Origin of the sequence: Kutzneria viridogrisea DSM 43870, assembly GCF_000525635.1 — a bacterium.
Taxonomy (GTDB): Bacteria; Actinomycetota; Actinomycetes; order Mycobacteriales; family Pseudonocardiaceae; genus Kutzneria; species Kutzneria viridogrisea.
The window spans coordinates 5,181,464-5,198,216 of sequence record NZ_CP007155.1 but is presented as its reverse complement, the minus strand read 5'-3'; the positions used below and the strand labels follow the sequence as shown (position 1 = coordinate 5,198,216).

Sequence of the window (16,753 nt, the reverse complement as noted above, 5' to 3'; positions counted from 1 at the left end):
GCCCGTGGATGCTGAGCGGCAGCGGCGTGGGCACGGCGAGCTGGAGGCCGAGGTCCTGGCCGCGCTGTGGGCGGCGGACGAGGCGCTGACGGCGAACCAGGTGCTGGGCGCGCTGGGGTCGGGACTGGCCTACACCACGGTGGTCACGGCGTTGTCCCGGTTGCACGCCAAGGGAGTGCTCAGCCGCGTGCCCGTCGGCAGGGCCTACGCGTACCGGCCGGTGACCGACGAGCCCGGCATGGCGGCGCGGCGGATGCGGCAGGTGCTGGAGTCCGAAGTGGACCGACAGGTGGTGCTGGCCCGCTTCGTCTCGGAGTTGTCCGAGCACGACGAGCAGGTGTTGCGCCAGCTGTTGGGGGAGGGCGGATGAGCACTGACCTGTACCTCGACCTGGCCGCCGCGCTGCTCTTGTCACTGGTGGCCGTCCCGGTGTCCCAACGGCTTTCGGCGCGGGTGCACCCGCGCCGGGCCAGTCGCGTGCTGGTGGCCGTCGCGCTGCTGGCGGCCCTGGCCAGCACCGGGGCGCTGACGGCCCTCGCCGTGGCGGTGGTGGTCGGGGCCGTCCCGCTGGTGCCCGGTGGTGCCGCCTGCGTGGTGCTGGTGGTCCTGCTGGGGCGGTTGGCCGTGGTCGCCGTGGATCGTGGCCGGGCGCTGGCCCGGTGCGCGAAGGCGTTGCGGGGCAGCGCGGTGCACGGTGATCTACAGGTGCTGGCCGAGGAGCGGGCCTTCGCCTGTGCCGTGCCGGGCCGCCCGGGTCGGGTCGTCGTGTCCTCGGGCATGTTGCGCGCGCTGGACGCCACCGGACGGCGCGCGCTGTTGGCCCACGAGCGGGCACACCTGGTCGGCAGGCACCACCGGCTCGTCATCGCCGGTGATCTCGCCGCCGCGGTGAACCCGCTGGTGAGCCCGCTGCGGGCGGCCATCCGCTACGCCGTGGAACGGTCCGCCGACGAGGCCGCCGCCGAGCAGGTCGGCGACCGGCGGGCGGTCGCCCACGCGGTGGCCAAGGCGGCGCTGGTCGGGCTGGGCGCGAGCTGGGGCTCGCCGGTGGCCCTGGCCGCCGCGACCGGGCCGGTGCCGCGCCGGGTCAAGGCCTTGCTGGACACCGGGCCCGCGCCACGAGCCGGGATCTGGGCGGTGCTGGCCCTGCTGCTGCTCGGGCTCGCGCTCGCGCTGGTCACCGACGCCGCGGTGGACCTGCACGAGGTGACGGTTCAGGCGAGCAGCCCGCTGGCGTAGTGGTCGTTGTTGTCCCGGACCCCGGGCAGCACGAAGAAGTAGCCGCCGCCGAAGGGCTTGACGTAGTCGGTCAGCGGCTCGCCATTGAGCCGTTCCTGCACGGCCTCGAACTGCCTGGCGATGTCCTGCTGGAAGCAGCAGAAGATCAGCCCGGCGTCCAGGTTGCCGTTGACCTCGAAGCCGCGGTCGTAGTTGAACGGCCTGCGCAGGATCCGGCTGGGCTCGGTCTTGGCGGTGCGCGGGTTGGCCAGCCGGATGTGCGAGTCCAGCGGGATGACCTTGCCCTCCGGGTCCTTGGCATAGTCCGGGTTGTCGAACTCGGCGCTGCCGTCCAGCGGGGCACCGCTGTCGCGGCGGCGGCCGAACATGCGCTCCTGCTCGCTGATGGAGATCCGGTCCCAGAACTCCACCAGCATCTTGATCAGCCGCACCACCTGGTACGTGCCGCCCGCGGTCCAGGCCGGTTCCGGGCCGCCCGCGGGCACCCACACCAGTGCGTCGCCCTCGGCGGCCTTGGGGTTGACGATGCCGTCCTTGAACCCCAGCAGGTTGCGTGGGGTGCCGCTGGGCCGTGGCGGGGAGGCGAAGCCGTCCAGCCGGTAGCGCGGCTGCATCCAGTCCCGGGTGCTCTTGGCGATGTCGCGCAGCGCGTGGTGCACGGTGTCGGCGTTGTTCGCGCAGACCTGCACCATCAGGTCCCCGTGGCACCAGGCGGGGTCCAGGGCGTCGTCGGGGAAGGTCCGCATGGCGCTCAACCGCGCGGGCTTGCGCGCGGCCAGACCGAACCGGTCGTCGAACAGGGCGGCGCCCACGGAGACGGTGACGGTGAGCCCGTCGGCGGGCACGGTGGGGCCGAGCACCGCGCTGTCCGAGGGCGGCGAGCCGACCCCGAGGTCGGGCGGCGTGCCCCCGGCGGTGAGGAACCGGGCCCGCACCGTGAGCGCCTTGAACAGCTCGACCAGTCCGGCCCTGTCCTTGGCCGTCACGTCGAAGGCCGCGAAGGTGGCCGCGGGCTGGAGAGCGGTGAAGACCCCGGCCTGGTGCGGGCCGTGGAACGGGTAGGACTCCACTGTGGACGGTGCGGTACCGGCGGCGTCGGCGCGCGCACCGACGGCGACCAGGCCGCCGGCCAGCGCGGTACCGGCAACTCCGGCGCCGGTGCCCTGCAGGAATCTGCGCCTGCTCAACGACATGACAGTGATCTCCTTCAGGCGGCGCGGACTTCGAGCAGGGTGGGGATGGCCGACAGGGTCTCCAGCGCGGCACCGAGCCGGGACTGCACCCGCTGCCGATCGGCCAGCGGCGCGCTGTTCGTCCTGCCCTGCAAGGACTCGGCCAGTTCGGACAGCTGCGCACGGGCCTTGGGCAGCAGGTCGGGGCGGCGGGCGGTGAGCAGGTCGGCCAGCCGGTCCAGCACGGCGTTGGTGGCCTCCACGTCGGCGGCGGTCTCCGCGTAGGCCGCACCGGCGCCCTGGTCGGACAGGCCCATCAGGCCCCGGCGCAGCGAGTCCTCCAGGATCTCGTGCGCCCGCAGCGGCAGGTCCTTCACATCGGTCTTGATCGTCGGCAACTTCTGTTGCAGGGCCAGGACGTCCTCGTGCAGCTTGGCCGCGATCGGGGTCAGCTCGGCCGCACCCTGTCCGTGCCAGAGCCCGAACTCGACCCGGTGCAGGCCGGTGAAGCCGGGGTCGGCCGTGCCCTCCGGCAAGCCCTGTGGCAGCCCCGCGATGGCGTTGCCCAGGTCCTCGAAACTGCCGTAGGCGGCGCCGATGCGCTGCCAGGTGAGCTGTGCGGTCAGCCAGGCCGCCTTCGCCCCGTCCAGATCACCGGCGGCCAGCCTCGCCCGCAACTGGTCGGTTTGGGTGGCCAGCGCGGTCAGTTTGTCCGCCACGTAGGCGGTGTAGGACTCGGTCGGGCCTTGCAGGTCCTTTTCGGACACCGGAACCACCGCGGGGACCGCCGCCTGCCCGGAACCGCCGTTGACCGAGGCGGCGGGGGAGACCTGGTCCAGTTCGCCGGGCACCAGGCAGCGCCAGGCGTACTGGCCCGGAGTGAGGTCCACGGTGATCGACCGCTTCGTGCCCGGGCCGAGCCCCTCGATCTCGCCGATCACGGCCCCGTCGGTGGAGCGGATCAGGTAGATCTCCCCGCCGTGCCCGGACTTGTTCAGCACCGTGATCGTGGACCGGCCCGCCGCGGTGCCGGTCCAGTCGCTGGCGCACCCGGTGGCCGTCACGGTGACCTGCTGGTTCGTGCTCGCCTCCGAGGAACTCGTCAGCAGGGCGAAGGCGCCGACGGCCAGCACCGGCACACCGACCGCCGCGCCGACGTACACCCAGCGCGGCAACGGCTTGCGGGCCACCGGCTCTGCCTTGTCCACAGTGGAGTGTTCTGCGGAGGGGCGTCGCAGCAGGGCGTAGAGCACGATCGCGGCGTAGGCGAGGTAGGTGGCGACCTGCAGCACCGTCATGCGGGGCGAGAGGTTGGTGATCCCGCTGATCAGCGAGACCCACCAGCTGTCGGTGGACAGCACCGTGGACAGGTCGAAGGCCAGCCAGTTGCGGCCCGGGATGATCCCGGCGGTCTGCAACTCGCCGAGCCCGTAGGCCAGCACCCCGGCGGCGATGACCACGAGCAGGACCGCCGTGCGGGAGAAGAAGGCGCCGAGGTTGAGCCGCACGCTGCTGCGCACGATCAGCCAGCACAGCAGCAGGGCCACGGCCAGGCCGATCGCGGCGCCGACCAGCGGTGCCACGGTGTCGCCGGAGGCCTGCACCGTGGTCCACAGGAACAGGGCCGTCTCCAGCCCTTCCCTTGCCACGGCGAGGAAAGCGGTCAGCGCGAGTGCCCCGGTGCCCACGCTGAGCGCTTGGCCGACCTGCTCGCGGAGTTCGGCGGACAGCCCGCGTGCCGTGCGCCGCATCCAGAAGATCATCCAGGTGACCAGGCCGACCGCGGCCAGGCTGAGCAGGCCGCCGAACACCGCCTGGGCGGTCAGCGTCAGCTCGGCGCGGGAGAAGGCCAGCACGGCCCCGAACCCCAGCGAGAGCAGGGCGGCGGCGAGCACGCCGAGCCAGATCGGCGCGGTGGACCGGCCGGGGGCGGCCTTGCGCACCGCGGCCAGCAGGATGCTGACCACCAGTCCGATCTCCAGGCCCTCTCTCAGGCCGATGACCAGGTTCGGCACACCGTCAGCCCACACCGCAACTCCATCTGTTCGGCAAGCCTCACCTCACTGAGGCAAGCCTATACTACATATTTGTAGTAGTGCGGGAAGGGGTGCGCTCGATTGGCACCTGGCCGGAGCAACGGCCCTGCTGCTGGTGATCATGCGGTGCCGTGCGTCAGCTTGATCGACTACGGTCCTGTGCGTGACCGAGCCCGATTACCTCAGTACCACCAGGGATTCCTACGACACGGTGGCCGTCGACTACGAGGAGCTGCTGCGCGCCGAGCTCCAGACCAAGCCGTTGGACCGCGCCATGTTGGCGGCCTTCGCCGAACTCGTGAGCGGTCCCGTCGCGGACCTCGGCTGCGGCCCGGGCCGGGTGACCGCCCACCTGCACTCGCTGGGGCTGGACGCGTTCGGCATCGACCTGTCCCCGCGGATGATCGCCGTGGCCCGCGAGCGACACCAGGGGCTGCGGTTCGAGGTGGGCTCGATGAACGCCCTCGACCTGGCGGAGGGCTCGCTGGGCGGCGCGATCGCCTGGTACTCGATCATCCACACGCCGCCGGAGTTGTTGCCGGTGCTGTTCGCCGAGTTCCACCGGGTGCTGGCCCCGGGCGGGCACATCCTGCTGGCGTTCAAGGCCGGGGACGAGCGGCGGCAGCTCGCGCACGCCTACGGCCACGACCTGGCGCTGGACGTCTACTGGCTGCCGCTGGACCAGGTCGTGGGGTTGGCGCGGCGGGCCGGGCTGGTCGAGGTCGCCCGGCTGCTGCGCGAACCCGAGGAACACGAGGCGGGGCCGCAGGGATTCCTGTTGGCGCGCAAGCCTCAGCGGTCGGTGGAGTGCGGTGCCTGAGTGTGCTCCTCGCGGACCGTGCACAGTGGTGCTGGCCTCGCCGTACCGGGTGAGGCCGACCAGATTGTTGCGCACCAACGATGTCCGCGTGCACTCCTGGAGTTGAACGCCCGATGAACCCTGGACTGGTCTTCACAGTCGTACGGCCCCTGTGAATGCTTGGCGGTTCACAACGGACCCGTGACCTGCCTAGCGTGCCCCTCGGATCATCCCTGGCCCCGATCCGAAAGGCGTGACATGTCCTTTTCCTTGTCCTTCAACCGTTTTCTCGTGATCGGTGTGGCGGTGGGGGCGGCGGTGGCCACCCTGCCCGCCGCGACCGCCATCGCCGCACCCACGGCGCCCGCCGCGTCCTGCTCGACCTCGTACCTGCCGCTGCCCGACCCGCACTGCACCCCGGGCGCCACGAACCCGGACGTCACGCAGGCAACCATCAACTCCACGATCTGCGTGTCCGGCTGGACCGCCACCGTGCGTCCGCCGACCTCGTACACCAACGCCCTGAAGAAGCAGGGCATCGCGGACTACGGCTACTCCGACACGAACATGTCCGACTACGAGGAGGACCACTTCCTGCCGCTGGAACTGGGTGGGGCGCCTCGTGATCCGCGCAACCTGTGGCCGGAACCGCACAGCGGGGACAAGAACTCCTACAGCAAGGACTCGGTGGAGAACGCCGTGAAGAAGGCGGTCTGCGCGGGGCAGGCCACGTTGAGCGCGGCCCAGCACGCGATGCTCACCGACTGGACCACGGCCAAGTCGGTGCTCGGCATCTGAAATCCGATGGGCGTGGCCGTGACTTCCCGCTAACCTTCCGCCATGAGACAGGTGGTGTGGGTAGTCGCGGCCGCGCTCGGCGCTGCCGCTGGCCACCCCGTGCTGGCTGTCTGCGTCGTGCTGTTGCTCGCCTGCGTGGGCAGGCGAGCACAGCTCAGGAACCACGCCCCTGCCCGCGTGCCGCACAAGGTGTAGGCGCTCAGACCAGCAGCAGGCTCTTGCCAAGGAAACGCCTAGCCTCGATGTCGGCGTGCGCGGCGGCGGCCTGGGCCAGCGGATAGGTGCGGCCGATCACGGGCCGCAGCCGCCCCGCCGCGGCCAGGTCCAGCACCCGCCTCACCCGGCGCGGGGTCTCCGGCCAGAACTCGGGCAGCTGCGCCATGTCCACCACGGTCAGCCGCCGCCGGTCCGACTCGTCCAGCGCCGTCTCGGCCCCGCTGGTCATGCCGTACCCGGAGAACCGGCCGCCCTCGCGGAGCAGGCCCGCCGCCGCGGCGCCCACGGTGCCGCCGATGCCCTCGAACACCACGTCCAGCGCGGGCACCGCACTGGCCCAGTCCGGGACCGAGTAGTCGAGGACCTCGGCGCCGAGTTCCTTTGCGATGGCGGCCTTCTCCGGGCCGCGCACACCGGCGATCGCGGTGGCGCCCTCGGCGAGGACCAGTTGCACCAGCAGGTTGCCCAGCCCGCCGACCCCCGGTGCGATCAGGACCCGGTCGCCGCGGTGCACGGGGGTCCGCTCCAGCAGGGCGAGCGCCGTGCTGCCGTCGTCCAGCAGCGCGACGGCATCGCGCAGGTCCAGTCCCGGCGGCACCAGGTAGCTCTGCTCCGGCCTGGCGATCGCCGTGTCGGCGTACCCGCCACCGGCCGCCCTGGTGACCACGCGTGCGCCCAGCCAGCCCACGTCCACCCCCGGGCCGACCGCGTCGACCGTGCCCGCCACACCACCGCCGGGCACGTAGGGCGGGCGTACCGGGAACACCGCGGGGCCGTGCCCCGTGCGCAGCGCCGTGTCCAGCCAGCCCACCCCGGCCACCGCCACATTCACCCGGAACTCACCGGCCGCGGGCTCCGGGGTGGGCAGGTCGACCAGTTCCAGCACGGACGGGTCGCCGAATCGAGTAGCCATGATCGCTCGCATGGGCCCAGTCTCGAACCTCGACCTAACTTGAGGTCAAGGCCACCGGTTCCCACTTGCTGGGACGCGGAACAGTTCGGGTCCGCGAGGTGTCGGCACAGGTATGACGATCGGTGTGAGCTTGCAGCCCAGTTCGGTCGAGGCCGGTGGGGTCAACGCGGTGGACGAGGTGGTGGCCCAGGCCCGCGCGGCACGGGAGGCCGGTCTGGGCTCGGTCTGGTTCGGCCAGCGGTTCGACTACGACGGCATCGACCTGGCCGGGCTGGTCGGACGGGAAGTACCGGACCTGCGGGTGGGGACCGCGGCGGTGCCGATCCTGGGGCGGCACCCCATCCTGCTGGCGGCACAGGCCCAGACCGCGCAGGCGGCGACGCACGGCCGCTACACGCTGGGCATCGCGCTTGGCGCCGCCGGTCTGCTCGGCCCGGCCTTCGGCGTGGACAACGAGCGGCCGATCAAGCGGCTGCGGGAGTTCCTGCACGTGCTGCGCTCGATCTTCGACACCGGCTCGGCGGACCTGCGCGGTGAGACGATCACCGCCGTCACACCGCTGCCCGCCGGGCTGGCCGGGGCCAGGCCCAGCGTGCCCGTCCTGGTCGCCGCGATGGGCCCGCAGGCGTTGCGGGCCACCGGCGAACTGGCCGAGGGCACCCTGCCCTTCCTCGCCGGGCCACGGGCGCTTGGCGAGCACATCGTGCCGACCCTCACCGCCGCGGCCGAGGCGGCCGGTCGCCCACGTCCCCGCGTGGTGGCCCTCGTCGCCGCCGTGGTCACCGAGGACACCGCTGCCGTCCGCGAGGCCTCCAACTCCGCGATGGCCCTGTACGAACGGATCCCGTCCTACCAGCGCGTCATCGCCCTGTCCGGTGCCGAGCGGGCCGCCGACCTGGCGCTGATCGGTGACGAGGAGGCGGTCGCCAAGGGGATTCGGCAGTACTTCGAGGCAGGGGCCACCGAGGTGGTCCTGACCCAGACCGGCCTCGGCGGCCCCCTCGCCCAGCAGCGAACCTGGCGGCTGGCCGGCGAGTTGTCAGCGCGGGGCTGACCGCCTCACGCCCGCGTAGTGGGCGGCGATCTCGTCGCTGGTGGTCAGCCACACGCCGGGGTGGTTGGCGATGTGTTCCAGGGCCTGGTCGAGGTACTTGTGCCGGAACGGCTGGCCCACGACGAACGGGTGCAGGGCCAGTGCCATCACCCGGCCGCTGTCGGCCGAGTCGGCGTACAACTGGTCGAACTGGTCCTTGACGATCCGCACGAACTCGGGCCCGCTCAGGCTCTTGCCGACGAACAGGCTGATGTCGTTGACCTCGATCGAGTAGGGCACGCTCAGCATCCCCGGCACGGTCAGCGGGTACGGCTGGTCGTCGTTGCACCAGTCGAGCACGTAGTCCAGGCCCAGTTCGGCCAGCAGGGCGGGCGTCTGGAAGGTCTCGGTCAACCCGGGGCCCATCCAGCCGCGCGGCCTGCGGCCGGTGGCCCGCTCGATCGTGCCCACGACCTCCGCGAGGTAGGCGCGTTCCTGCTCCACGGACATGTCGGCGTGCAGGATCGAGTTGTTCCTGCCGTGCGCCAGCCACGCCCAGTCCCGGGCCAGGCCCGCCTGGATGATCTGCGGGTACCGGGCGCAGACATCGGAGTTGAGCAGCACGCTGGCGCGCAGGCCGTGCCGGTCCAGGCTCTCGATCACCCGCCAGATGCCGACCCGGGGCCCGTAGTCGCGCCAGCCGTAGTTCAGCGGGTCGGGCTTGAGCGCCGAGGTGCCGGCGAAGATGCTGGTGGAGGGCAGGTCCACCTGGTAGTGCTCCACGTTGAGCCCCACGTAGAACGCCACCCGAGCGCCGCCGGGCCACTGGACCGGCGGGCGCTCGGTGATCGGGCTGTAGTCGAACAGTGCGTTGTCCATGCGCCCATGCTCAAACCCTCACACTGATGTGAAGGTCAAGTCCGGGCCTGGATGATCCACGTCGCCGAGTCGAACAACACACCGCGGTCGGTCCGATGCTCGGCCAGGACCGCCCGCAGGGTGTCCAGCGCGCGGTCCCGGTGCGGTGGGTCCAGGTCGCGGACCATCCAGCCGAACTGCCCGGAGACGAACCCGAACGCGTCCTCGGTGTCGCGGCCGAAGTACATCTGCTCACTCAGTCCGGTGATCCGCACCTCGGTGAACCCGGCGGAGGTCAGCAGCGCACGCACCCGGTCCGGCTCGCTCAGGCCGAACGGGCCGGGTCCCACCGGTGGCGGCGGGGCCAGGTCCCGCCCGGCGTCCAGGGCCGCCCGGAAGGAACTCAGCCATTCGTTGTGCGCCAAGGGTTGCCAGGCCATCAGGGCCAGCCGCCCGCCGGGACGCAGTGCGCGCGCGAGGTTGCCGAACGCGGTGGGCGGGTCCCCGAAGAACATGGCCCCGCTGCGGCTGACCACCAGGTCGAACTGCCCCTGCGGGAACGGGTGCAGTTGGGCGTCGGCCTGCTCGAAGGACAGGTTGGCCAGCTGCTCGTCCGCGGCCAGCCGCCTGGCCAGGTCGATCATCCGCGCGGACAGGTCCACACCCAGCGCCGAGCCCGCACCCGCCCGCCGTGCGGCGTCACGGGTGGTCTGCCCGCTGCCGCAGCCCACGTCCAGCACCCGGTCGGCCCGCTCGATCCCCGCCGCCGCCAGCAGGTGTCCCTGGTAGGCCGCGACGCCCTCGTCCAGGCGCCGGGCGCGGGCGGCCCAGAACTCGCCGTCCGCCCCGTCCCACGCCCTCAGCTGCTCCACATTGGACGGATCGATCCGCACGCGCGGTCAGCCCTGCCGCGGGTTCGGGGTCATCACCGCGAACACCGCGCCGAACGGGTCGGCCAGCCAGGCCATCCGGCCCACCTCGGGCACCTCGCTGGCGGGCATCACCACCGAGCCGCCCGCGGCCTGCGCCCGGTCCACCGTGGCGTCCACCCCGGACACGTGGATGTACGGGACCCACCGGGACCGCTCGCCCGCGTTGGGTGCGATGCCGCCGAAGCTGGCGTCCTGTACGTCACCCTCGGCGGTGGACAGCACGGTGTAGGTCATGCCGGGCACGTCCATGTGCTGCGTGCGCCAGCCGAACAGCGAGCCGTAGAACTGTTGCGCGGCAGCCGGGTCGGCGGTGTGCAGCTCCACCCAGAACAGGGTGTTCTCCTCCCAGGTGGCTTGCAGGCCAGGGAAGGCCACCGGCTGCCACAGCGCGAACTCGGCGCCCGCGGGATCGGTCAGGCAGCTCATCCGCCCGGCGTCCATCACGTCGAACGCCTCGACGCGGACCGTGGCACCGGCCTGCTCGGCGGCCTTGGTGGTGGCCTCGGCGTCGGTGGTGTGGAAGTACACCGTCCACGCCGAGCTGGCCCCGTCGTCCAGCGAGCCGATCGCGGCCACCGCACGGCCCTGGTACTGAAGGAAGCCGTACCCGCCCGCCTCGGGTCCGGCGGACTGGAACTCCCAGCCGAAGGTCGCGCCGTAGAACGCGGCCGTGGCGGGGATGTCCGGGCTGCCGAGGTCGAGCCAACTCGGTGCGCCGATGACGAAGTCCGTGCTCAACACTGTGCGTCTCCTCTGCGGTGGCGGCCACTGTGGCGGGTGCGAGTCTGGCACCCTGCGGGCGAACTCCGCGAGCTGGACTGGGATGCTGGTGCCACCATGCCGACCGCGGACGAGATGCTCAGCGCCGAGGCGGTGACCGGGCTCGCCCGGTGCCTGCGCCGCGCGGGCCGCACCCCGACCGCCGTACGACGCAGCGTGCGGGCGTTGCCCGGGACCAGTTTCAGCGAACGCGGTCAGCTGGTGCGCGACGCACTGCTCGCCGACCTGCCCGAGCGCTACGCCGAGGTGGACGCCCTGCTGCGCACGGCGCTGGCCGACCCGGAGTTCACCGGGTGGATGATCTGGCCGGTGACCGAGGCCGTGGCCCGCAGGGCGCTGCCCGACTCCTTCGACGCGGGCATGGACCTGCTCGCGGCGCTCACGCCCCGGCTGACCGCCGAGTTCGCGATCCGCACCTTCCTGGACGCCAACCTGGACCGCGGCCTGGCCAGGGCCCTGGAGTGGACCGGGCACCCCGACGAGCACGTGCGGCGGCTGGCCAGTGAGGGCACCCGCCCGCGACTGCCCTGGGCCCGGCGGGTCCGCGCGATCCTGGACCGCCCGGAGTGCACGGTGCCGGTCCTGGACGCGCTGCACGCCGACGAGTCGGAGTACGTGCGCCGGTCGGTGGCCAACCACCTCAACGACATCAGTCGCGGCGACCCCGCGCTGGCGGTGCGCACCGCGGGCCGCTGGCAGGACACCAGCCCGGCGGTGGTCCGGCACGCGCTGCGCACCCTGGTCAAGCAGGGCGACCCCGAAGCGTTGGCCCTGCTGGGCTTCCGCCCGGTGACCGGCCTGACCGTCACCGGTCCCGAACTGGTCGCCGCCGAGGTCGCCATGGGCGGCAGGCTGGACTTCAGCTTCAGCCTCACCAACACCACCGCCGAGAGCGTGCGCCTGGCCGTTGACTACGTGATCGGCCACCGCAAGGCCAACGGCACCCTGAGCCCCAAGGTGTTCAAGCTGACCACCCGAGTGCTGGACCCCGGGGCCTCGGTGGCGGTGACGCGCTCGCACTCGTTCAGGCCGATCTCCACCCGCGTCTACTACCCGGGCGAGCACACGATCTCGTTGCAGGTCAACGGAACTGCCTACGAGGCGGTCTCCTTCACGCTCAGCTGACCGGTCACCAGCCCGTCCACCACGTCCTCGATCCGGCCGCGGCGGGCGTGTGTTCGGCGCTGCCGCTCGGCCCCGCCACCGTGCTCGCGCAGGTCCGCGAGCTGCTCGCGCACGAAGTCCAGGTCCCCGCTGCCCCGCAACGCCGGGCGGATGTGCCCCACCAGGTGCAGCGCCTGCTCGTGCGCGGGCACGAGGTCGCCGGTTGCCGGGTGGGCGAGCTGCCCCGTCATGCCGTCGCGCGCGGCTCGCCACAGGTGTGCCCGCAACACCTCGTGGGGCAGCCGCGGGGCGGGACGGCCGTCGGCGAGGTCGTGCACGGCGCGGCCCACCAGCCCGCGCACCAGCACCGCGAGCAGCGCGGCGTGCTCGGCGGTCACCGCCACGTCGCAGGGCCGGAACTCCAGGGTGGGGTGCTGCGCGGACAGCCGGATGTCCCAGTACACCATGTGGTCGTCCACCATCGCCCCGCAGCGCAGCAGCGCGTCCACGCTGTGCTCGTAGTGGTCCAGCGAGTCGAACAGCGGTGGCGGACCCGCCGAGGGCCAGCGCGACCACAGCACGTGCCGCCAACTGGCGTACGCGGTGTCGGTGCCCCGGCTGAGCGGGGAGTTGGCGGTGATCGCCAGCAGGGTGGGCAGCCAGGGCCGCAGCTGGTTGCTGACCGCGACCCCGGTCGCCCGGTCCGGTACCGCCACGTGCACGTGGCAGCCGCAGGTGCTGCCCGCGGTCATGATCGGCCCGAACTGCTCGGCGATGTGCAGGTAGCGCGACTCGGGCGTGACATCGGGCCACGCCCGCTCGGGCAGCAGCGGCGTGCCGGAGGGCACCAGGCGCAGACCACGGGCGTGTGCGCGTTCGGCCAGCCTGCGGCGCAGGTCGGTCAGCTGGGCGCGGACCTCGTCGGCCATCGTGCACACCCCGGTCGCCGACTCCACCTGGCAGCGGGAGAGCTCGCGGTGCAACTCGCCCTCGTGTTTGTCCTGGCCAGCGGCCAGTTCCTCGCCGAGGTAGGACAGATGTCCCTGCCCGTCCACGACGAGGAATTCCTCTTCGACCCCGAAGGTCACCGCGTTCACGAGCACGGGTGCCCGTGCGCCCGGTCGGTCAAACCGGGCACACGGGACGGGAATCAGCTGCCGATCTTGCGCGTCAGCTCGATGACCTGGAACAACACCTGCGGGGCCGCGGACGAGTCCAGGGTCTCCACGGTCTTGTGCGTGCCGTCGGTGTACACGACGTCCACCGTGTGCCGGAAGTGGTCGCAGCACTGGTCCTTGGGCACGTACGAGTCGGCCAGACCCTCGAAGTCGGCCCGCTGCACGAGGTCGAACAGCTCGCGGTGGCCCGGGGTGGCGGCGGTGGCGGTGCGCCGTTCGTCGATCCCGGCGAAGCCGCCGGTGGTGTGCACGCTGACCTTGCTCACCGCCGGTTTCGCGGCGGTCGTGTCGGCCACCGGCGCCTGCTTGGCGCTCGCGGAGCAGGTGGTACCGAGGAATCCGAGCAGCAACGCGAGTACCAGCACCAGTTTGTGGTGGGTGGTCTTCACGGGGTGGTCCTCCCAGAGGAACCGGGCAGGGAAGCGGTATCTCCGCTCAGCACTGATCCTGCCGGGTACCGGACAAGTCGGTACAACCGGGTAGCCCAATGGCGGGTGCGCCCAATCACCGGTGCAGGTGTGTCATGAAGGTGCCGTTCACTGCGTTGGGTGCAGTGAACGGCACCTTCATGACATCGCGGGGGCAGGTGTGACTGATCCACTTCGGGGGTAGCCCGGTATGTCGTCTCGGTGAAGACTCGGGAGCCAGGAGGTGCGCGCGGCATGACAGGTTCACCCGACCAGGTGGTGCTGGGTGGGCGGTACCGGCTGGGCGGGGTGCTCGGGCGGGGTGCGATGGCCCAGGTGTACCGGGCCTACGACCTGCGGCTGGGCCGCTGGGTGGCGGTCAAGCGGTTCCGGCCGGGCGGGGACCCGGTGGACCGGCGCAGGTTCGAGACCGAGGCGCAGGTGCTCGCCGGGCTGACCCACCACGGGCTGGTCGCGGTGTACGACGCGTTCCAGGAGCGCGACACCGTCCACCTGGTGCTGCAACTGGTGCACGGCCCGACCCTGCTGCAACTGCTCGGCGCGGGACCGCTGCCGCCGACCGCCGTCGCGCAGTTGGGCGCCAACCTGGCGGCCACCCTGGCGTACGTGCACGGCCGCGGGGTGGTGCACCGCGACATCAAGCCGTCCAACATCCTGCTGGACGAGGACAACCACCCGCACCTGGCCGACTTCGGGCTGGCCCGGCTGATCGACAGCACCGGCTTCACCCGATCCGGCGAGGTCGTCGGCACCGCCGCCTACCTCGCGCCGGAGCAGGTGCGCGGCGAACGCGTCGGTGCCGAGGCCGACGTCTACTCGCTGGGACTGGTGCTGTTGCAGTGCCTGACCGGCCGTCAGGAGTACGACGGCACCCCGGTCGAGGCGGCGCTGGCCCGGCTGAGCAGGCCCCCGGAGATCCCCGCCTCCGTGCCCGTCGCGCTGGCCGACGTGCTCGCCGCGATGACCCGGCTGCGCCGTGCCGCGCGGCCCAAGGCCGCCGCCTGCGCCGCGCTGCTGGAGCGGGCCGCCAACGACCCCGGCACCGCCACCGGCCCCCGTACGGCCCGGATCCGCTGGGCCGCCGCCGCGAGCGGTCTGTCCCTGGCCGCCGTCGCTGGGCTCTTCGCGCTGTTACAACCCAGCGGCGAGTCCTCCGCCCCCGCCACGGCCGATCCGGCCTCGCCGCCGACTACGACGACCAGCGTGGGCGCCAGCCCCACCAGCGCCGTGACCTCCGCCCCGGCCACCGTTGCTGCCACGACAGCGGTGCCCTCCTCGGCCCCCGCCCCGCAGGGCGGCACGGCTGAGGAACCAGCCGCCAGCACCAAGCACGGCAAGCCCAAGAAGGACAAGGGGGACAAGAAGAACAACGACGGCTGACCGCTGCCCGGGTTCGCCGCGCCGCACTGGAGCCGCACGTCCACAGTGGACGGGTCGTACGGGCACCGTTCGGCGGCCTTCTGAATCGTCATCCGTCGGCGGCTGTTTCCCAGGCCCGTGAGGTCCTAGCCTCCTGACCATGACTGGGAACACGAGCAGGGTGCGGTTCGTCTGGCGTGCCGCCGTCCTGTCCGGTGCTGTCGCAGCTGCCACACTCGCCGCTTCCTGGCAGGCCCAGGCAGCCACGGCGGCCGTGCCGTCCGGCGCCAAGTACGTGGCGCTGGGCAGCTCGTACGCAGCAGGGCCGGGCATCCCCCCGACCAAGCCCGGCAGCCCGCCCGCCTGTGCGCGGTCGGCCAACAACTACGCGAGCCAGGTCGCCGCCAAGCTCAAGCTGGCGCTGACCGACGTCACCTGTAGCGGCGCCACCACGGCGAACATCCTCACCACCGCGCAGTCCGGCCAGGGCCCGCAGATCGAGGCCGTCACGGCGGACACGAAGCTGGTCACGGTCACCATCGGCGGCAACGACGTCAACTACGTGGGCAGCCTGTACGCCTACTCCTGCCAGACCAGCGGCGGCTCGGGGTGTGCCGGCGTGGACCAGGCGGCCATGGACACGGCGCTCAAGTCGGTGCACACCAAGATCGGCAACGTGGTCAGCGCGGTGCGGAGGAGGGCGCCGCAGGCCAAGGTGCTGCTGGTCAACTACCTGACCGTGCTGCCGCGTACCGGCCCGGCCTGCACCGGCGTGCCGTTGACCCAGGCCCAGGTCGACTTCGAACGCGGCGTGGCCAGCCGCCTGCGGGACGCCACCGCGCAGGCCGCCTCGGCGAGCGGGGCCTCAGTGATCGACGCCGCCTCGGCCAGCGCCACGCACGACGCCTGTTCGGCCAGCCCGTGGATCGAGAAGTACGCCCCGCCGAACGGACGCGCGGGCTACCACCCGACGCCCACGGGCATGGCCGCCGTGGCCGAACTCGTGGTCCGCCACGAGAGCTGAGCCGGTATCACCTGGAGCAGCGGCAGCCGCCGTGCACCGCCCGGCAGTCGATCACCAGGTCGTGCCGGTGTCGGTGCACGTCGCGGCAGGAGGGCTCCACGCACTCCCGCGAGCCGTCCCCGTGCACGATCAGCGTGCCGTGACAGTGGCTGCGGTGCTGGGTGCACTCGGCACACGCGATGGCTGCCGTCATGATGCCTTCTTCGCTCCTCGTACCACGGCCCTGGCCGACTCGGCCCGGCTCGTCCTCGACCTGCCCGGGGTGTCCGGTTGACGGGTCATCGCGGGCAGGTCCGCCTTGCTCGCCTCCGGTGCGGGTTCAGCTTGCACCACCGCACGGACCCTCCGCTCGCCCTCGACCAGCTTGTTCACCTTGCGGGTGAAGGTGTCGCGGCAGGACTCCGGCCGCCGAAGCCCGCTCGTCGACTCGATCGGCCGGGTTGCCGTGGCCAGCTGCCTGCTGGTCCAGACCATCCGTGCCACGGCCTGCGGGTACCCGGAGGAGGCCCAGCTCAACCCCGATGCGCTCAGCGGTCAGTGCCCACGCCCTGCCACGGGCCCAGGTCGCGTCGTCCACGGGCATGGCGGTGCGGAAGGTCTGCCGTGCCTCGGGGGAGAGCCAGGTCCACGGCGGGATCGCCCACGGCCAGCGTGCCGAAGTCAATGACCGCGCTCAACCGGCCGTCGGAGCACAGCAGGTTGCCCGGCGCGGGATCACCGTGCACCCACATCGGGGGCTCGTCCCAGGCCGGCGCCGCCAGCGCCTGCTCGTACACGGAGGTGGCCGCCCGGTGCTCGCGCCGCACCTGCCGCTGCCCGTGCCGCAGCCGCACCTCTGCCAACGCTCGCCTCCTCGCCGGGGCCGGTGTGCGGGGCCTGCCACA

At 72.2% G+C, this 16,753-nt stretch carries 20 protein-coding genes; 9 read left to right on the top strand and 11 right to left on the bottom strand.

Annotated features, from left to right (window positions below):
* Nucleotides 1-4 precede the first annotated feature (4 nt).
* Both KALB_RS22965 and KALB_RS22960 read left to right on the top strand, forming a co-directional pair.
* Entirely contained in the window at nucleotides 5-370 is a 366-nt protein-coding gene (locus KALB_RS22965) for a BlaI/MecI/CopY family transcriptional regulator (protein ID WP_025358058.1), read from the top strand.
* Nucleotides 367-1,239 carry a M56 family metallopeptidase gene (locus tag KALB_RS22960; protein ID WP_025358057.1) on the top strand — a complete coding sequence of 291 codons (873 nt, stop codon included), beginning with the start codon at nucleotides 367-369 and terminating at the stop codon, nucleotides 1,237-1,239. The genes KALB_RS22965 and KALB_RS22960 overlap by 4 nt, the downstream gene beginning before the upstream one ends.
* Here KALB_RS22960 and efeB read toward each other — a convergent pair.
* Nucleotides 1,215-2,432, bottom strand: coding sequence for an iron uptake transporter deferrochelatase/peroxidase subunit (gene efeB / locus KALB_RS22955; protein ID WP_025358056.1), 1,218 nt, complete (start codon nucleotides 2,430-2,432; stop codon nucleotides 1,215-1,217). The two genes, KALB_RS22960 and efeB, sit on opposite strands and share 25 nt — an antisense overlap.
* Before the next feature lie 14 nt (nucleotides 2,433-2,446).
* Complete coding sequence (gene efeU / locus KALB_RS22950) at nucleotides 2,447-4,441, bottom strand: iron uptake transporter permease EfeU (RefSeq protein WP_025358055.1); 1,995 nt, start codon at nucleotides 4,439-4,441, stop codon at nucleotides 2,447-2,449.
* A 169-nt stretch (nucleotides 4,442-4,610) separates the two neighbouring features.
* Between efeU and KALB_RS22945 the strand changes: the two genes are divergently transcribed.
* The 3 genes from KALB_RS22945 to KALB_RS47675 all read left to right on the top strand — a co-directional run bounded on the left by KALB_RS22945 (nucleotide 4,611) and on the right by KALB_RS47675 (nucleotide 6,239).
* The gene (locus KALB_RS22945; protein WP_025358054.1) at nucleotides 4,611-5,267 is read left to right on the top strand and encodes a class I SAM-dependent DNA methyltransferase; all 657 of its coding nucleotides are present in this window, start codon (nucleotides 4,611-4,613) and stop codon (nucleotides 5,265-5,267) included.
* A gap of 270 nt (nucleotides 5,268-5,537) precedes the next feature.
* The gene (locus KALB_RS22940; RefSeq protein WP_236649993.1) at nucleotides 5,538-6,044 is read left to right on the top strand and encodes a hypothetical protein; all 507 of its coding nucleotides are present in this window, start codon (nucleotides 5,538-5,540) and stop codon (nucleotides 6,042-6,044) included.
* 42 nt (nucleotides 6,045-6,086) lie between these two features.
* The gene (locus tag KALB_RS47675; protein WP_158510787.1) at nucleotides 6,087-6,239 is read left to right on the top strand and encodes a hypothetical protein; all 153 of its coding nucleotides are present in this window, start codon (nucleotides 6,087-6,089) and stop codon (nucleotides 6,237-6,239) included.
* A 4-nt stretch (nucleotides 6,240-6,243) separates the two neighbouring features.
* Here KALB_RS47675 and KALB_RS22935 read toward each other — a convergent pair whose 3' ends face one another.
* Nucleotides 6,244-7,173 carry a zinc-binding dehydrogenase gene (locus KALB_RS22935; RefSeq protein WP_236649992.1) on the bottom strand — a complete coding sequence of 310 codons (930 nt, stop codon included), beginning with the start codon at nucleotides 7,171-7,173 and terminating at the stop codon, nucleotides 6,244-6,246.
* A gap of 112 nt (nucleotides 7,174-7,285) precedes the next feature.
* Between KALB_RS22935 and KALB_RS22930 the strand changes: the two genes are divergently transcribed.
* Complete coding sequence (locus tag KALB_RS22930; protein ID WP_025358051.1) at nucleotides 7,286-8,227, top strand: TIGR03564 family F420-dependent LLM class oxidoreductase; 942 nt, start codon at nucleotides 7,286-7,288, stop codon at nucleotides 8,225-8,227.
* Here KALB_RS22930 and KALB_RS22925 read toward each other — a convergent pair.
* The 3 genes from KALB_RS22925 to KALB_RS22915 are packed head-to-tail and all read right to left on the bottom strand — an operon-like array spanning nucleotide 8,213 to nucleotide 10,737.
* The gene (locus KALB_RS22925) at nucleotides 8,213-9,085 is read right to left on the bottom strand and encodes a polysaccharide deacetylase family protein (RefSeq protein ID WP_025358050.1); all 873 of its coding nucleotides are present in this window, start codon (nucleotides 9,083-9,085) and stop codon (nucleotides 8,213-8,215) included. The two genes, KALB_RS22930 and KALB_RS22925, sit on opposite strands and share 15 nt — an antisense overlap.
* A gap of 35 nt (nucleotides 9,086-9,120) precedes the next feature.
* Nucleotides 9,121-9,957 carry a class I SAM-dependent methyltransferase gene (locus KALB_RS22920; protein WP_025358049.1) on the bottom strand — a complete coding sequence of 279 codons (837 nt, stop codon included), beginning with the start codon at nucleotides 9,955-9,957 and terminating at the stop codon, nucleotides 9,121-9,123.
* 6 nt (nucleotides 9,958-9,963) lie between these two features.
* Nucleotides 9,964-10,737, bottom strand: a complete 774-nt coding sequence (locus tag KALB_RS22915; RefSeq protein ID WP_025358048.1) for a VOC family protein — start codon at nucleotides 10,735-10,737, stop codon at nucleotides 9,964-9,966.
* 96 nt (nucleotides 10,738-10,833) lie between these two features.
* Here KALB_RS22915 and KALB_RS22910 point away from each other — a divergent pair, with 96 nt between their 5' ends.
* Nucleotides 10,834-11,901, top strand: a complete 1,068-nt coding sequence (locus tag KALB_RS22910; protein ID WP_025358047.1) for a DNA alkylation repair protein — start codon at nucleotides 10,834-10,836, stop codon at nucleotides 11,899-11,901.
* Here the strand turns inward: KALB_RS22910 and KALB_RS22905 are convergent.
* The gene (locus tag KALB_RS22905) at nucleotides 11,871-12,983 is read right to left on the bottom strand and encodes a carboxylate-amine ligase (protein ID WP_025358046.1); all 1,113 of its coding nucleotides are present in this window, start codon (nucleotides 12,981-12,983) and stop codon (nucleotides 11,871-11,873) included. The genes KALB_RS22910 and KALB_RS22905 overlap by 31 nt on opposite strands.
* A gap of 47 nt (nucleotides 12,984-13,030) precedes the next feature.
* Nucleotides 13,031-13,447, bottom strand: coding sequence for a protealysin inhibitor emfourin (locus KALB_RS22900; protein WP_025358045.1), 417 nt, complete (start codon nucleotides 13,445-13,447; stop codon nucleotides 13,031-13,033).
* Nucleotides 13,448-13,720: 273 nt separating this feature from the next.
* Between KALB_RS22900 and KALB_RS22895 the strand changes: the two genes are divergently transcribed.
* Both KALB_RS22895 and KALB_RS22890 read left to right on the top strand, forming a co-directional pair.
* Nucleotides 13,721-14,866, top strand: coding sequence for a serine/threonine-protein kinase (locus KALB_RS22895; protein ID WP_025358044.1), 1,146 nt, complete (start codon nucleotides 13,721-13,723; stop codon nucleotides 14,864-14,866).
* 139 nt (nucleotides 14,867-15,005) lie between these two features.
* Nucleotides 15,006-15,869 (top strand): SGNH/GDSL hydrolase family protein, encoded by an 864-nt coding sequence (locus KALB_RS22890; protein WP_035968988.1) that lies wholly within the window; start codon nucleotides 15,006-15,008, stop codon nucleotides 15,867-15,869.
* Nucleotides 15,870-15,876: 7 nt separating this feature from the next.
* Here KALB_RS22890 and KALB_RS22885 read toward each other — a convergent pair whose 3' ends face one another.
* From KALB_RS22885 to KALB_RS49305, 3 genes are read right to left on the bottom strand one after another with little or no spacing between them, the layout of a single operon-like run.
* On the bottom strand, nucleotides 15,877-16,062 hold the full coding sequence (locus KALB_RS22885; RefSeq protein ID WP_035968990.1) for a hypothetical protein: 186 nt from the start codon (nucleotides 16,060-16,062) through the stop codon (nucleotides 15,877-15,879).
* Nucleotides 16,059-16,352 (bottom strand): Ku family protein, encoded by a 294-nt coding sequence (locus KALB_RS49310; RefSeq protein WP_236650443.1) that lies wholly within the window; start codon nucleotides 16,350-16,352, stop codon nucleotides 16,059-16,061. Before KALB_RS49310 ends, KALB_RS22885 begins: the two co-directional genes overlap by 4 nt.
* A 44-nt stretch (nucleotides 16,353-16,396) precedes the next feature.
* Complete coding sequence (locus tag KALB_RS49305) at nucleotides 16,397-16,711, bottom strand: phosphotransferase (protein WP_420811782.1); 315 nt, start codon at nucleotides 16,709-16,711, stop codon at nucleotides 16,397-16,399.
* Nucleotides 16,712-16,753: the final 42 nt, after the last annotated feature.